We start from the raw sequence: 16,063 nt of genomic DNA, 5'->3' as shown, positions 1-16,063 counted from the left end.
GTGGTGGGGCCGGTGGGTCTGGCAAGGGCCGGTGGGCAGGAGCTCCGGTGGGGCCGGTGGGCGGCGGGGGCCCGGCGGGGCCGGTGGGCGGCGGGGTCCCGCGAGAGCCCGGGGGACGGTGGCCCCAGCAGGGCCCGGTGAGTGGTGGTTCCGGCAGGTCCGATGGGTGATGCCCCGGCAGGATTCGGCGGACAGCGGGGCCGGCAGGGCCAGCGGGCGTTGGTGTCCCCGGCAGGGCCGGTGGACGGCAGCCCGGCAGGGCCGGTGGGCGGCGCCGACTCCGCAGGGACCGGTGGCCGGCAGCCTAGCAGGGCTTGGTGAGCGGTGCCCCTGGCAGGCCCTATGGGCGGTGGCCCGGCACGCCCCGGTGAGCGGTGCCCTGGCAGGAGCCGGCGGGCAGCGATTCCGGCAGGGCCGACGGGCGGCGGTGACCCCGACAGGGCCCGATGGCCGACGGCCCCGTAGGACTCGGTGAGCGGTGGTCCCGGCAGCACCCGGCGGACAGCGGCTCCGGCAGGCCCGGCGGGCGGCGGTGACCCCGGCAGGGCCCGGTGAACGGCGGCCCCAGCAGGACCCGGTGAGCAGTGATCCCGGCAGGCCCGATGGCCGGCGGCAGCAGGGCCCGGTGGGCCATAGAGCCGCCGAGCGGCGATGGCCCCGGCAACGCTCACACGTAGCGCCGCCCACGCGGCGCACGCAGCGCGGACCTCCGCGTCCCTCCTCCCCCACCCCTCAGCGGGAGCGAATCAGCGGGAGCGGGCCGCCCGGGCGATCGTGACGACGGCCTTTTCGAGAGCGTACTCGGGGTCGTCGCCGCCGCCCTTGACCCCCGCGTCGGCTTCGGCCACCGCGAGCAGCGCCGTCGCGACGCCGTCCGCCGACCAGCCGCGCATCTGCTGACGCACCCGGTCGATCTTCCAGGGCGGCATGCCCAGCTCGCGGGCGAGGTCGCCGGGGCGGGCGCCGCGTGGGGCGGAGGCCAGCTTGCCGATGGCGCGGACGCCCTGGGCGAGCGCGCTGGTGATCATGACGGGGGCGACGCCCGTCGACATGGCCCAGCGCAGCGCCTCCAGGGCCTCGGCGGCCCGGCCCTCCACGGCGCGGTCAGCGACGGTGAAGCTGGATGCCTCGGCCCGGCCGCGGTAGTAGCGGCCGACGATGGCGTCGTCGATCGTGCCCTCAATGTCGGCGACCAGCTGCGAGCAGGCCGAGGCCAGCTCGCGCAGGTCGCTGCCGATCGCGTCCACCAGCGCCTGGCACGCCTCGGGGGTGGCGGAGCGGCCGGCCGTACGGAACTCGCCGCGCACGAACGCTAGGCGGTCGGCGGGCTTGGTCATCTTGGCGCAGGCGATCTCCCGCGCGCCGGCCTTGCGGGCAGCGTCCAGCAGGCCCTTGCCCTTGGCGCCGCCGGCGTGCAGCAGCACCAGCGTGATCTCCTCGACGGGGGCGCCGAGGTACGCCTTGACGTCCTTGACCGAGTCCGCGGACAGGTCCTGGGCGTTCCGGACCACCACGACCTTGCGCTCGGCGAACAGCGAGGGGCTGGTCAGCTCGGCGAGCGTGCCGGGCTGGACCTGGTCGGGCGTGAGGTCACGCACATCGGTGTCCGCGTCGGCGGCGCGGGCCGCCGCCACCACCTGCTGCACGGCGCGGTCCAGGAGCAGGTCCTCCTGGCCCACGGCGATCGTGATCGGCGCGAGCGGGTCGTCGTTTGCTGTCTTCCTGGCCATCGCGCTCCAGCATCCCACGCCCCACTGACAGCGCCGTTCGGCCCTCGCCCCGCGCTGCCGGACAATGTCCGGGTGAGCGATGTACGACATGTTCTGGTGCTGCCCGACCGCGACTCCGCCGAGGAGGTCGCCGAGGCGCTGGCCGAGCGCTTCGGCGTCACCGAAGAACCCCAGCTCGTACGGGACGCCCTGGCGGGCGAGGACGACGCCGAGGACGCCCAGTGGCTGGTGGTGGTCGAGGACCCGAAGGGCATCCACGACCCGGCGAAGCTGGACGCCCTGGCCGATGAGTACGAGGGCTGGCTGGAAGCCGAGTAGGACGTACGGGGGCAGGCACGCGGTGCCGGTACGGCGTGCACGTACGCGGTGCGGCGCGCGCCGTACCGCCGTCAGCCCCGCAGCGCCGGTATCCGGTCCAGCGTGATGGCGAAGTGGGTGCGGTAGACGGGGAGCACCTCGGCGTCGGTCAGTTCGCGCTCCTCGCGGCTGCCGTCGGCGGCCGTGATCACGAGCGTACGGCCGGAGAGCGTGACGCGGCCGGACTCCGTCAGCCGGGAGCAGACCAGGGACCGGGTGAAGTGCGACTCCGGCGAGGTGCGGTGGTACCAGCAGCCCGCCGCGAAGTCCGCCAGGGCGCGCGGCCGCTGTTCGAGCCGGTACTGCGGCCGGCCGTCCCGCAGGACGTCGAGGTCGCCGTCGGCGGTCTCCTCGATGCGGAACACCCCGGCCGGGTCGGGCTGTTCCTCGCGGCTGTCCAGGCGCAGCGGGTGGTGGCTGTTCCTGCCGAAGCCGATGTCGGCGAGCCACGGCCCGTCGTGCCCGTCTCCACCGTGGACGCGCAGCGCGAGGTGGTCGTACGGGATGCCGGGGCCGTCCGGGCCGAAGACCCGGGCGGCGAGGAGTTCGACCCGGTAGCCGAGGGCGCGGAGCAGGGCGGCGAAGGCGCCGTTGAGTTCGTAGCAGAAGCCGCCGCGCGCATCCCTGACGATCTTGTCCACCAGCGCCTCGGGGTCCAGGGCGATGTCCTCGTCGAGGTGCACGGAGAGGTTCTCGAAGGGGACCGCCCGCAGATGCCGCAGGTGCAGGTCACGCAGCGCCTCGGCGTCGGGCGCCGCCGGGCGGGTGGCGCCGAGGCGGCGGAGGTAGGCGTCGGTCCGCGCCGGGTCGAGCGGTTCGGTACGCATCCGCTCGGCGTCCGAGGGCCGGGCGGACAGCGCCTCGCCCCCGGACTGCGGTGCCGGGGACGCCTGTGGCGTCTCGGGCTCCTGGGGCGCGTGCGTTTCCGTCGATACCGACTCGGAACTCGGCTGCCGGTCGTCCATCAGGTGCTCGTCCTCTCGGTGGCGAACCAGCGGCGGGTGCGCTCCGCAGCCGATCCCGGGGTGCCGGCCAGGATGTCGGCGAGGGTCTGCCCGGCGAGCTCGCGGCGCCAGGCCAGCTCGGCCCTGCGCATCGCGGTGGAGATGCCGCAGGGGCGGCGGAAGTCCCGGTCGGGCGCCTCGGCGCCGGAGCCCTGGCGGCGGATCTCCGTACACCGGAAGACGTCTTCGGTGCCCTCGATGGCGGCGACGACGTCCATCAGGGTGATCCGCTCGGGCGGCCGGGCCAGCCGGAAGCCGCCGCGGGCGCCGGGGGTCGAGGACAGGATGCCGGCCCGTACGAGCGCCTGGAGGCGCTTGTTCAGGTAGGCCGGGGGCAGTTCGAAGGAGGCGGCCAGCCGGGCTGTCGACACGGGCCGCTCGTCGCCGAGCCAGGCCAGGGTCACACAGCAGTGCAGGGCCCACTCGACGCCCTCGCTCATCCTCATATTTCTGGAGTCTACAGGTCCTGATTCCAGGGGTGGCGGGATACGGCGGGGCCGCCGCGGCCACCGGCCGCAGGGACGGCGGATGAACCTCTGGTGACGGGTTGCCGAAGCCGTCGCGGACACCCCGCCGCCTCCCTACATTGCAGGAATTCCGCCAACCGATCAGCTGTGCGAGGTAGTCGTGACCCTGCCGGACACCGAGACGCTTCTCGCCGCGGCCGGGCTCGTCGTCACCGCCGTGCTCTGGGCCGTGGAGCGGTTCCTGCCGGGCCGTAAGCGCATCGGCTACCGCGTCCAGATGGACACCGCGATCGGCATGAACCCGCGGGACGCGCACAGCCTCGTACAGTTGCGGCTGCTCCGGCGGGACCAGGAGATCACCGATGCCACGCTGGCGCTGCTGCGCTTCGAGAACGACGGCGGCAAGCACATCGTGCGGCAGGACTACCAGGAGCCGCTGACGGTCGAGTTCACCGGTCGCACGGTCATCGGGGTGGAGGTGCCGGACGCCAATCCGCCGGACCTGGTGGGCATGCTGACCCGCAACGGCGGCGGCCTGCGGCACAGCGGCGGCCGCCTCGTCGTCCCCAAAGTGCCGCTGAACAAGCGCAACCACTTCAAACTGCTGGTGCTGCTGTCCGCGGACGAAGGGAGCGGGGGCGGTGACGGGAGCCGGCCGGGCGAGGTCGTCGTCGGCGGGTTCATCAGCGGCGGGCGGATCCGCCGCAACACTCAGCGCTGGGGCCCGCGCAAACTGAGCCTCGCCCTGGGAGGCGTGTGCATCATCCTGGTCGGCCTGCTCAGCGGACTGCTGCTCAACAAGCAGACGGTGGTGGTGAACGCGGAGTGCGCCACCGGGCGGCTGACCGTCGACGGCTCCACGGCCTTCGCGCCGCCGATGCGGGAGATCGCCGATCAGTACGAGGCGCGCTGCCGGGGCGCGCAGATCGATGTGGCGGAGAGCGGCAGCCTGTCCGGGCTGGGGCGGCTGAGCAAGGCGGGCAAATCCGCGCCGGGTGGCGGACCGGCCTTCCTCGCTGTATCGGACGTGGCCGCGCCCTCCATCTACCGCAAGCTGGAGGGCCGGCGCGTCGGCGTCATCCTGCTCGCCCTGGTGGTGAACGAGCGGGCCGGCGTCGACAACCTCACCACCGAGCAGCTGCGCGGCATCTACGACGGCCGGTACACCAACTGGAAGCAGCTCGGCGGCAACGACCTGCCGGTCGGCATCGTCGGGCGGGACGCCGCCTCGGGCACCCGGCGGGCGTTCGAGACGACCGTGCTGCGCGGGTCGGAGCCGGGCACGGTGTCGTCGTACGACTGCAGCGGCAAGGACCGGGACGCGACGGCACGCGTCACGCGCTGCGAGGTGAACAGCACCGGCAGCCTGCTGGACGCGGTGGGCCGCGTGCCGGGCGGCATCGGATACGCGGAGGTGTACGCGGCGGCCAAGCACCCGCGGGTGGTCGGCATCCGGCTGAACGGGCGCGAGCCCGACATCGAGTGGGGTGGACAACGTAACTATCCCTTCTGGACGGTGGAGTACCTCTACACGTACGGGCAGCCCGAGGACGGCTCGCTCGCCGCGAAGTTCCGCGCGTTCATGGACTCCGACACGGCGAAGAACATCCTGCGGAAGTACCGGCACGTGCCCTGCGCCGACCAGTCGGCCGCCCCCAGCTCCGCCTGCCACTCCTGACGGTGGTGGTGAGCCGGTCCCGGCCGCCCAGCACCGCGACGGCACCGTCGGTGTCCGTACGCAGCACCCTGGCGCCCTGGGAACGCAGCGCCTGGACGGTACGCGGCGCCGGATGGCCGTACGGATTGTCCGCACCGCAGCTGATCAGGGCGACGCGCGGCGCCAGGCGGCGTATCAGCCACGGATCCTGATACGCGGAGCCGTGATGGGCGACCTTGAGCACGTCCACGGCGGTCAGCTCCGGATGCGCGGCCAACAGGGCTTGCTGGGCCACCGGTTCAAGGTCGCCCAGGAGGAGGAACGTCAGGCCCGCTGTGCGCAGTAGCAGCGTGACGCTGGCGTCGTTCGGGCCCTCGACCGCGCGGGAGGAGGCACGGGAGAAGGCGGGATCGCCGGGGTCGGTGACGGGCGGCCACAGAACCTGCCAGCTCAGCGGCCCCGCGCTGCGCCGTTCCCCGGGCGCGGCAGCGATCACCGGCACTCCGGCGGCCGCTGCCGTACGGCGTACGAAGGCGGCCTGGCCGGGCGGTTCGGGCAGCGTCGTAGTCTCGATGGCGCCGACCGAGCGCCCGCGCAGAGCGCCGGGCAGCCCGCTGACGTGATCGGCGTGAAAGTGCGTGAGAACGATGAGCGCGATGCGTCGTACGCCCAGATCGGTCAGGCAGCGATCGATGGCGGCCGGCTCCGGGCCGGTGTCCACGACCAGGGCAGTCCCCTCCCCCGCTGCGAGCACCAGGCCGTCGCCCTGGCCCACGTCGCAGGCCACCGCGCGCCATCCCGGCGGTGGCCAGCCGGTGAGGACACGGGTGAGCGGCGCCGGGCGCAGCACCGCGACGAGCAGGGTCAGTACGCCGAGGACGCACAGCCAGGGGCGGCGCAGCAGTCGACGCCCCACCAGTACGCCTACGAGCGTGACGGCCACGAGCAGCAGCGCACCGCCCCAGCCACTCGGCCAGCCCAACTCCGCGCCGGGCAGCGCCGCCCCCGTACGGGCGACACCGGCGATCCACTCGGTCGGCCAGCCGGCACACCAGGCCAGCGCCTGGGCCAGGGGCGGGACCAACGGGGCGGTGGCGAGCGCAGCGAAACCCAGCACGGTGGCCGGGGCGACAGCCAGCTCGGCCAGCAGGTTGCAGGGCACGGCGACGAGGCCGACGCGGGCGGCGAGCACCACGATGACGGGCGCACAGACCGCCTGCGCCGCGGCTGCCGCGGCGATCAGCTCGGCGAGGCGCGGCGGCACCCGGCGGCGTTGCAGGGCGGCGCTCCAGCGAGGGGCGAGCAGGAGCAGCGCGCCGGTGGCCAGGACGGAGAGCAGGAAGCCGTAACTCCGGGCGAGCCAGGGGTCGTAGAGCACCAGCACCAGAACTGCGGCGGCGAGCGCGGGGACGAGGGAACGACGGCGTCCCGTACCGATCGCGAGCAGCGTGATCAGACCGCAGGCGGCGGCGCGCAGCACGCTGGGGTCGGGGCGGCAGACGATGACGAAGGCGAGCGCGACCGAGCCGCCGACGAGGGCGGTGGTGCGCAGCGAGAGGCCCAGGAGCGGCGCCAGGCCACGGCGTTCGGCCCGTACGGAGAGGTGGGGCGGGCCGATGAGCAGGACAAGCAGGATGGTCAGATTGCTCCCGGAGACGGCGAGCAAGTGGGTCAGGTCGGTGGCGCGAAAGGCATCGTCGAGGTCGGGCGGAACGCGCGAGGTGTCGCCGACCACCAGGCCCGGGAGGAGCGCACGGGCATCGGGACTCAGACCGTCGGTGGCCCCGCGGAGGCCGGCCCGCAAATCACCGGCGAATCGCTGCAAGGCGTCGGGCGCGCGCACCACTTGGGGGCCGGGGCCCGCGGTCACCCGCAGAACGGCGGCAATGCCGTCGGACGACTGGAGAGGCGTAGTGGCGCGGGCCGCGATACGGATGCGGGTCGACGGCAGCAGGTGCTGCCAGGTGGAGAGCCGTTTCGTACGTTGCACGACGATCAGGACGGGAGTGCGGGTGGTGGTGACCGCGCGGTCCGCCGCACTGACACGAAGTGCGTCAGCGGTGAACACGACCGAGGGAGGCGCCTGTTGAGCACCACGCACCCGTGGGCGGGTCAGCCGCGGGTCGCCGGTCACTTCCACCTCGGCCGTGACCGGGGCGTACCGGCGCGCCAGCTCGGGCAGCGGTCCGCGCCGTGCGTCAGCCGCATGCAGTGCGGCGGAAGCGGCTCCGGCGACCGCACTCAGCAAGATCGCGGCGAGGGCGACCATCGCCCCGGCGACCCGCCGGTCCGGCCGACGGACCGCACCGAGCACCACGAGCCCCGCCAGCACCACCGCCACCACACAGGCCGCCGCCACCGCACCGCCGGAGCACCCCAGGGCCAGCGCCGCCGCGCCCCAGGCCGCGAGCGCGGGCCCCACCAGGCGAAGATCGACGCCTTCGTCCTGCCGGGGGTCGGCGGCACCGTAGGGGGAGGACGCGATGGCGTGGATGGGGGTGCGGTCTGGGTGGTCCGAGCCGGCGTGATCGGGGTGGTCTGGGTGGTCGGCGTGGCCTGGGTGGTCGGTGACGGCCTCGGGGCCGGGTGGCGGTGGGGGCAGCGTGGCGCGGTCGGTGGTCATGGCTGGACCAGGGGGCGCAGGTCGGCGAAGCGGCGGTCGCCGATGCCGTTCACGTCGCGGAGCTGTTCCACGGAGGTGAAGCCACCGTGTGCGGTGCGGTATTCGATGATGTGCCGGGCCAGGACGGGTCCGACCCCGGGAAGGGCGTCGAGCTGTTCCGCGGTCGCGGAGTTGAGGCTGACGGGGGCGGCTCCGGCGCCCGTACCGACGGAGGCCCCGGCGCTGCCGGACGATGCGCCGTCGGCCGCCCCGCCTCCGGACGCCGACGAGCCGGACCCGGCGCCAGGCGCCCCTCCCAGGCCCGCGCCTTGGCCCACCGCTCCCGGTCCCGCCCCAGGGGCATCCACGGCGATCTGCTCGCCGTCGACCAGCAGCCGCGCCCGGTTCAGCCCACGGATGTTCGCGCCGTCCAGCACACCACCCGCCTCCTGCAGCGCATCGGCCACCCGGGCCCCGAGCGGCAGCCGGTGGATACCGGGCCGGTGCACCTTTCCGACGACATCGACCACGAGGAGGCGCCCCGTGGCGGCCGACGGCACACCGGCCGGCGCCGTCACCTGAGGCCGTGGCGCCGGAGCCGGGGCCGGGACCGGTGTGGTCTGTGTGGCGGCCGGGGCCCGTACGGGCTGGGGCCGGGCCGCCCAGAAGTGGTGAACCGCGAGAACTACCGCCACCAGGAACACCACGACCAAGGCGGCCAGTGCTCTCGGGTCGATCGCGCATCTCATCTGCACCCACAGCGGCAGCCGTTCCCGAACGGCGAGGCACAGACGGGCGATACGCCCGGGGTGGGCAGGGTGTGCGTCCGGCGGACGCTCCTGGGGTGGGCCCGCTGCCGGTTCGTCATCCCCGGCGGCCTCTGATCCCGTCGGGCGGTCCGATGGGCCCGCCAGATGATCCGATGACTCCACCCGACGATCCGGTGGACCCGCCCGGCGATCCGGCTCCGGTGGCCCTCGGAACAGCGCCTCGGCCCGTGCGCGTACCGCCGCCGCGGTCTCCGCGCGCCGGGCCGACCTGCCTCGTACCGTCATACGCACCGCTCGGCGGCGGGAAGGACGGTCCGGCAGTGGACCAGGAGCGATCCCTGAGCCGAAGTCCGGGTCGGCCCCGGCGTCACGGTCAGCGGCCAGGTCCGGAATGGGGGCGGACCGCTGACCGGCGCCGAGGTCGGAGTCGAGGCCGGGCCGGAGGCTGGAATCAACGTTAGTGGCGGCGGCAGACCCGCCAGGGCTGGTTGCGGAGAGTGATTGCTGCGTCATGCCCACCGACGTTAGACGGCTCGCGCCGATCCCGCCGCGAGTCGTCAAGTTCCGTGGATATCCTGCGGGTTGTGGATAACGGCGTCACCCGGCGGACCGTTTCAGCGCACCTACCCCTGTGTTACCCCTGCCCAGCGGAAGCCCTCCGCAATCACGCTCCGTAAGGAACAAAGAGGGGGCGGAAGAGGGGGCGGAAGACGGACCGGAGGGGAGACCGGAGTGGGAACGAGGAGGGAACGGAGAGGGGCCAGGGGAGGCCGGAGTGGGAACGGGGAGGAAGCGGAGAGGGAGCGGAGAGGGGCCAGGGAAGGGCGGAAAAGGGACCGGAGGAGAAGCCGAGGAGGGCCAGAGGACGGGCCAGGGGGGCCGAAGGGCGAGCCGGGGAGGGCCAGAGGACGAGCCGAGGGAGAAGCAGAGGACGGGCCAAGCAGAGGCGGAGAACGGGCCGAGGAGGGCCCAGAGGACGGACCGAGGAGAACCCGGAGGGAGGGGCCGGGGAGAGCCGGAGTGGGGCACAAGGATGTGAGAGGGAGGGGCCGGGGAAAGCCCGAGTAGGTGCCCCAAGTATGGGTGGAAGGAGCGAAGGGGAAGCGAAGGAGGCAAGGCATCCCCCCCACCCCCTACCGAGGCGACACCACAACCCCCAGCAACCCCGGCCCCGTATGCGCACCGATCACCGCGCCCACCTCGCTCACATGGAGTTCCGCGAGGCCCGGCACGCGTTCTTGTAGGCGGTCGGCCAGGGCGTCCGACCGGTCGGGCGCCGCGAGGTGGTGTACGGCGATGTCGACCTGGCCCTCCCCCGCCCGTTCCACGGCGATCTCCTCCAGTCTGGCGATCGCCTTCGAGGCCGTGCGGACCTTCTCCAGGAGATCGATCCGGCCCTCGGCGAGCTGGAGCAGCGGCTTGACCGCGAGCGCCGAGCCGAGCAGTGCCTGCGCGGCCCCGATCCGGCCGCCCCGGCGCAGGTAGTCGAGGGTGTCCACGTAGAAGTAGGCGGAGGTCTGTTCGGCGCGCTTCTCGGCCGCGGCCACCGCCTCGTCCAGGCTCCCGCCGGACTCCGCCGCCTCGGCCGCCGCCAGGGCGCAGAAGCCGAGCGCCATGGCGACCATGCCGGTGTCCACGACACGTACCGGTACGGGAGCCTCCGCGGCCGCCAGCACCGCCGCGTCGTACGTACCGGAGAATTCCGAGGACAGATGCAGGGAGACGATGCTCTGCGCCCCCGCCTCGGCGATCTCCCGGTAGGTGGCGGCGAACGCCTCGGGGCTGGGCCGCGATGTCGTGACGTACCGGCGCTTCTGCAGGGCCTGGGCGACCGATCTCGCCGAGATCTCGGTGCCTTCCTCCAGGGCCTCGTCCCCGAGGACGACGGTGAGCGGTACCGCCGTGATGGCGTGGCGTTGCAGTGCCGCCCGCGGCAGGTAGGCCGTTGAATCGGTGACGATCGCGACATGGCGGGACATGACTGGGAGGTTATCCGGGTCGCCCGGCCCCCGACAGTGCGGGCCCTTTCATGATCCCGCAGGTTTGGCCAGAGATTTGCCAAGAGCCGCCGGTCGGCGTGTCACGGGGCGCCCGCTACGGGCCCGACAGCGCGGCGGCTCCCCGGAATCAGGGCGTCCGTTCCGTGCGCGGCGCCTTCTGCCACGAGTACGAAGGCTGCGTACGCGGGTCACGGGCCGTGATCGCGGGCGTCTCGTCCTCGACAGGACCCCACGACTTCCGTCCCGCCGCGCCCCCGGCAGCACCGTCGACGGAACCGGCGGCCGAAACCGGACCGGAGGTCGAAGCCGGACCGGAGGCCCCGCTCCGGGACGTGCCGCCCCCGGACGCCCCGGTCGCCCCGGCCGCGTGCGCGCTCCCCGGCGCCTCCCCGGACGCCTCGATGCGGTCCTCCAGCGGCTCCTTCGCCCAGTGCCGCAGCGCCCCGGCCTCCATGTCGATCTGCTCGTTCAGCGCCGCCAGATCGTCGTCCGCGAACTGCCGGGCGCGGTCCCGGGCGGCCCACCGCAGCGACTCGGCGGAGTGCGTGATGCGCTCCAGCCGCTCGCGCAGCTCCGGCAGCCGGGCCGCGACGCTGCCGCGGTCGGGCTCCCGCTCCAGCCGCTTCAGCTCGTCGTCCAGCTCGTGGCCGTGGGCGCTGAGCCGCTCGAACAGGCCCAGGGCCTCCTTCAGCGAGGCGTCGTCCGCGGCGCCGGCGTGCAGCACGTCCTGGGTGGCCCGCATCGACGTACGCAGCGACAGCCGCAGCTGCGCCAGCTCGCCGGCCACGCCCGGCTGGGTGAGCCGGCGCGCCCTGAGCGTGGTGTCCTCGACCGTCCGGCGCGCCTGGGCCATGCCGCGGTCCACCCCGCGCTTGGCCGCCTGCACGGCCTTGACCGTGACGAAGACACCGGCCGCCACGAACAGTACGAAGAGGAGACCGACGATCGCGATGACGGCTTCCATGGGATCTCCTCGTCATGACAACGGCAGAGTGACGGTGGCGCCGGGGCCCGGCTCTTCCACCGTAAACGCCACGGGCAGGCCGGAGGTTCCCTTCGAACCCCCAACCTGCCCGTAGTGGTCATCCCTTAGCCGCGCCCCGCGACGGGCCCGGCCGGCCGGAATCGGCCACGGCCCGCGGCGGTCCCGCCGCCCGGAACAGCGCCTTACGCAGGAACGATGTTCACCAGCTTCGGCGCCCGCACGATCACCTTGCGGATGCCGGCGCCGCCCAGCGCCGCCACGACCGCCGGGTCAGCCAGCGCCGCCGCCTCCAGGTCCGCTTCCGTGATCGACGGCGCGACCTCCAGGCGGGCCTTGACCTTGCCCTTGATCTGGACGACGCAGGTCACGGTCTCGTCGACCACATACGCCGGGTCGGCGACGGGGAAGTCCTGGTGGACGACGGAGACCTGGTGGCCCAGCTTGCGCCACAGCTCCTCGGCGATGTGCGGTGCCAGCGGCGCGACCAGCAGGACCAGGCGCTCGGCCACCGTGCGCGCGACCGGGCCGCCCGTCTTCGTCAGGTGGTTGTTCAGCTCCGTCACCTTGGCGATGGCGGTGTTGAAGCGCAGGTTGGCCAGGTCCTGGTTGACGCCGTCGATCGCCTTGTGCAGCGCGCGCAGCGTGTCCTCGTCCGGCTCGGCGTCGACGACGGTGACCTCACCGGTCGCCTCGTCCACGACGTTGCGCCACAGGCGCTGCAGCAGGCGGTACTGGCCGACCACGGCGCGGGTGTCCCACGGCCGCGAGACGTCCAGCGGGCCCATCGCCATCTCGTACAGGCGCAGCGTGTCCGCGCCGTACTCCGCGCAGATCTCGTCCGGCGTGACGGCGTTCTTCAGGGACTTGCCCATCTTGCCCAGGACGCGGCTGACCTTCTCGCCCTGGTAGTAGTACGCGCCGTCACGCTCCTCCACCTCGGCGGCGGGTACGGCGATGCCGCGGCTGTCCCGGTAGACGAACGCCTGGATCATGCCCTGGTTGTACAGCTTGTGGAAGGGCTCCGAGGAGGCGATGTGCCCCAGGTCGTGCAGCACCTTGGACCAGAAGCGGGCGTACAGCAGGTGCAGCACCGCGTGCTCCTGGCCGCCGACGTACAGGTCGACGCCACCACTCGGCTGCCCCTCACGGGGGCCCATCCAGTACTGCTCGATCTCCGGGTCGACCAGCGCACTGTCGTTGCGCGGGTCGGTGTAGCGCATCTCGTACCAGCAGGAACCCGCCCAGTTGGGCATGGTGTTGGTCTCGCGGCGGTACTTCTTGGGGCCGTCGCCCAGGTCCAGCTCGACGTTGACCCAGTCCTCGTTGCGGGACAGCGGGGTCTCGGGCTGGGTGTCGGCGTCGTCCGGGTCGAAGGTGCGCGGCGAGTAGTCGTCGACCTCGGGCAGCTCCAGCGGCAGCATCGACTCGGGCAGCGCGTGCGCCACGCCGTCCTCGTCGTAGACGATCGGGAACGGCTCGCCCCAGTAGCGCTGCCGGCTGAACAGCCAGTCGCGCAGCCGGAAGTTGACGGTGCCCTCGCCGATGCCCTCGGCCGCCAGCCACTCGGTGATCTTCACCTTGGCGTCCGGGACGCTCAGGCCGTCCAGCGTGATGGCGGCACCGGACGAGTTGACGATCTTCGCTTCGTACGAGTCGAAGGCGTCGTCCCAGGTGGCGGGGTCCTGGCCGCGGCCGTCCGACGGCTCGACCACGCAGCGCATGGGCAGCTCGAAGGCGCGCGCGAAGGCGAAGTCGCGGCTGTCGTGCGCCGGGACCGCCATGATCGCGCCGGTGCCGTAGCCCATCAGCACATAGTCGGCGATGAAGACCGGGACGCGCTCGCCGCTGACCGGGTTGGTCGCGTACGCGCCGGTGAAGACGCCGGTCTTGTCCTTGGCCTCGGCCTGGCGCTCGACGTCCGACTTGGCCGCGGCCTGCTTGCGGTACGCGGCGACCGCCTCGGCCGGGGTGCCGTAACCGCCGGTCCACACCTCGTGGGTGCCCTCCGGCCAGGCGTCCGGGACGATCGAACGCTCGCCGGAGACCAGCTCGTGCTCGGGTGCCAGCACCATGTAGGTGGCGCCGAACAGGGTGTCCTGGCGGGTGGTGAAGACGGTGATCTTGTCGTCGCCGACCGGGAAGTCCACGCGGGCGCCCTCGGAGCGGCCGATCCAGTTGCGCTGCTGCAGCTTGATCGCCTCGGGCCAGTCCAGCCCGTCCAGGTCCTCCAGCAGGCGGTCCCCGTAGGCGGTGATGCGCATGTTCCACTGGCGCAGCTTGGCCTTGAAGACCGGGAAGTTGCCGCGCTCGGACCGGCCCTCGGCGGTGACCTCCTCGTTGGCCAGCACGGTGCCCAGGCCGGGGCACCAGTTGACCGGCGCGTCCGAGGCGTACGCCAGGCGGTACTCGCCCAGCACCTCGGCGCGCTCGGCGGCGCTCAGCGCACTCCACGGGCGCCCGTCCGGGGTCGCGCGCTCGCCGGCCTCGAACTGCGCCACCAGGTCGGCGATGGGGCGCGCCTTCTTCGCGTCGGTGTCGTACCAGGAGTTGAAGATCTGGACGAAGATCCACTGGGTCCACTTGTAGTAGGCCGGGTCGATCGTCTCGACCGACCGGCGCAGGTCGTGGCCCAGGCCCAGCCGACGCAGCTGGCGCCGCATGTTGACGATGTTGGCCTCGGTGGAGACCCGGGGGTGGGTGCCGGTCTGTACGGCGTACTGCTCGGCGGGCAGCCCGAAGGCGTCGAAGCCCAGGGTGTGCAGCACGTTGTGGCCGGTCATCCGCAGGTGGCGGGCGTAGACGTCGGTGGCGATGAAGCCCAGCGGGTGGCCCACGTGCAGCCCCGCACCCGAGGGGTACGGGAACATGTCCATGATGAACTTCTTGGGCTTGGCCACCAGCTCCGGGTCGCCCGCCAGGTCCCCCTTCGGGTTCGGGGCCTCGTACGTCCCCGCCGCCTCCCAGAAGTCCTGCCAGCGCGCCTCGATGTCGGCGGCCAGCGCTGCCGTGTAACGGTGCGGCGCTGCCACCTCGGCAGCCGAAGTCGTCTCGCTCATCGTCCTCAAAGCTCCATCGGTCGTCTCTGCCTGCGGCTACTGCGAGAAGTGCGAATTTCTGCGGAAACAAAAAGACCCCTCGCACAGGAGGGGACGCCGCGCCGATGCCGACCGGAAGCTCACCGGTCGGTACTGATCAGCGCGGCCCGCTAAGCAGAAGGTGTACCGCACGCATGGCGCCAGGGTACCGCAGGGGGCGCCGGGCCCGCTGGGAGCTTACGGCGGGGTGGCCGGGCGGGTGGCGCGATGGGCGGTCGTAGTGGCGCGGCGGGGTGGCCGTGGACCGTGGAACAGCCCCGTACTAGCGCAGAAAGCCCCCGGGCCGTTCACACGTACCTGGCACCCGCGCCTCCCACCCAAATCCGATGCCGGACCCTCAACGCAAACCCGACGCAGACCCTTAGCGCAAACGCGACGCAGGCCGCTTAGCGCAAACCCACCCCCGCGCCCTTCCGCGCCCTTCGAACAAGCCCGACGACCGACCGTAGCAGCGCACCGCCCCGCACCACCCCGCTTATGCAAAGCCCGCCACCCCGGTCCGGGGCCCGCCTACCTTTCCCGCATGCGCCCCCACCGCAAGCGCCGCGCCGTCCCCGGCCCGCGCCTCCCCCGCTTATCCCGGCCCGGTCTGTCCCTGCCCCGCCTCCATACGGAGGGCCCGATCCGGCCGCCCTCCGGTGTTCACCGCCCAGGGCCCCGGGACGGCCCGCACGCCGCCTCGCCAAGCGCGCTGACGGTGCAGGTCCCCCGCCGTCCCCGCGCGCGCCGCCGCCCGGCGCTCATCGCCGGAGCCGCCGCCGCTCTCGCCCTCCTGCTGCTCTCCGGTACGGACCCACTACGGACCTTCCTCGACTTCACCGGCGGCGTGCTGGCCCTCGTATCCCTCACGGCCGCCGTCGTCTGGGGACTGGTCGCCGCAGGCCGTACAGTCCTGCTGCCGCGCAGCAGGCTGCTGGCCCAGGGGGTGCACCGGGCCCTCGGCACCGCCTCCCTCGGCTTCCTGGTCCTGCACATCGCGGTCAAGGTCGCCGAGGAGCACGTCCACGTACGCAACGCGCTGCTCCCCTTCACCGGGACGCCCGCGCCCGAAGCGGCCACCCTGATCGGCTTCGGCGCCGTGGCGGGCTACTTGATGGTGCTGGCCGCCGCGACCGGCGCGCTCCGCAGCGCCTTCGCAGGCCGCGGCCGCGCCTCGGAACGCTGGCGCGCCCTGCACGCCTGCGCGTATCCGGCCTGGTGCCTGGCGCTCGTGCACGGCCTGAAGGCGGGTCGCAGTGCCTCGGGCTGGGTCACCGCCGGGTACGCACTGTGCCTGGCAGCCGTCGCCGCCGCCCTCCTGGCGCGTGCCTTCCTCCCCCATGTCCTACGGGTCCGCCTGCGCGCCCGCAGCGCCGCCCCACCCCCGGAGCCACAGGCGCCCCCGCCGCCCCAGGAG

General features: G+C 73.2%; 10 protein-coding genes and 1 pseudogene. 3 read left to right on the top strand and 8 right to left on the bottom strand.

What is annotated here, in order from left to right; genetic code table 11:
* Window positions 1–746 precede the first annotated feature (746 nt).
* Entirely contained in the window at window positions 747–1,730 is a 984-nt protein-coding gene (gene holA, locus ADK86_RS08975) for a DNA polymerase III subunit delta (RefSeq protein WP_053696121.1), read from the bottom strand.
* 72 nt (window positions 1,731–1,802) lie between these two features.
* Between holA and ADK86_RS08970 the strand changes: the two genes are divergently transcribed.
* Window positions 1,803–2,048 (top strand): hypothetical protein, encoded by a 246-nt coding sequence (locus ADK86_RS08970; RefSeq protein ID WP_030588949.1) that lies wholly within the window; start codon window positions 1,803–1,805, stop codon window positions 2,046–2,048.
* A gap of 71 nt (window positions 2,049–2,119) precedes the next feature.
* Here the strand turns inward: ADK86_RS08970 and ADK86_RS08965 are convergent, their stop codons facing one another.
* On the bottom strand, window positions 2,120–3,052 hold the full coding sequence (locus ADK86_RS08965) for an arylamine N-acetyltransferase family protein (protein ID WP_078951951.1): 933 nt from the start codon (window positions 3,050–3,052) through the stop codon (window positions 2,120–2,122).
* Entirely contained in the window at window positions 3,052–3,537 is a 486-nt protein-coding gene (locus ADK86_RS08960; protein WP_053696120.1) for an RrF2 family transcriptional regulator, read from the bottom strand. Before ADK86_RS08960 ends, ADK86_RS08965 begins: the two co-directional genes overlap by 1 nt.
* Before the next feature lie 181 nt (window positions 3,538–3,718).
* On the opposite strand from ADK86_RS08960, the gene ADK86_RS08955 reads away from it, so the two are divergent.
* A complete protein-coding gene (locus ADK86_RS08955) occupies window positions 3,719–5,236 on the top strand; it encodes a substrate-binding domain-containing protein (protein ID WP_053696119.1) in 1,518 nt (505 codons plus the stop codon).
* Here the strand turns inward: ADK86_RS08955 and ADK86_RS40615 are convergent.
* From ADK86_RS40615 to leuS, 5 genes are all read right to left on the bottom strand, one after another.
* Window positions 5,139–7,838: a ComEC/Rec2 family competence protein gene (locus ADK86_RS40615; RefSeq protein ID WP_078951950.1), complete on the bottom strand. Its 2,700-nt coding sequence runs from the start codon at window positions 7,836–7,838 to the stop codon at window positions 5,139–5,141. The genes ADK86_RS08955 and ADK86_RS40615 overlap by 98 nt on opposite strands.
* Entirely contained in the window at window positions 7,835–8,566 is a 732-nt protein-coding gene (locus tag ADK86_RS43735; protein ID WP_053696117.1) for a ComEA family DNA-binding protein, read from the bottom strand. Before ADK86_RS43735 ends, ADK86_RS40615 begins: the two co-directional genes overlap by 4 nt.
* A gap of 1,154 nt (window positions 8,567–9,720) precedes the next feature.
* Entirely contained in the window at window positions 9,721–10,566 is an 846-nt protein-coding gene (locus ADK86_RS08935) for a DegV family protein (RefSeq protein WP_053696116.1), read from the bottom strand.
* A gap of 148 nt (window positions 10,567–10,714) precedes the next feature.
* Window positions 10,715–11,551: a hypothetical protein gene (locus ADK86_RS08930; RefSeq protein WP_053696115.1), complete on the bottom strand. Its 837-nt coding sequence runs from the start codon at window positions 11,549–11,551 to the stop codon at window positions 10,715–10,717.
* A gap of 203 nt (window positions 11,552–11,754) precedes the next feature.
* The gene (gene leuS / locus ADK86_RS08925) at window positions 11,755–14,628 is read right to left on the bottom strand and encodes a leucine--tRNA ligase (RefSeq protein WP_053696114.1); all 2,874 of its coding nucleotides are present in this window, start codon (window positions 14,626–14,628) and stop codon (window positions 11,755–11,757) included.
* Between the two features lie 736 nt (window positions 14,629–15,364).
* Between leuS and ADK86_RS08920 the strand changes: the two are divergent.
* Window positions 15,365–16,063 (top strand): annotated as a pseudogene (locus ADK86_RS08920) (hypothetical protein); the annotation flags it as partial.

Source organism: Streptomyces sp. NRRL F-5755 (genome assembly GCF_001279365.1).
GTDB lineage: Bacteria > Actinomycetota > Actinomycetes > Streptomycetales > Streptomycetaceae > Streptomyces > Streptomyces rimosus.
Note: the sequence above shows the minus strand (reverse complement) of the source record. Positions and strands in the feature narration are given on the sequence as shown.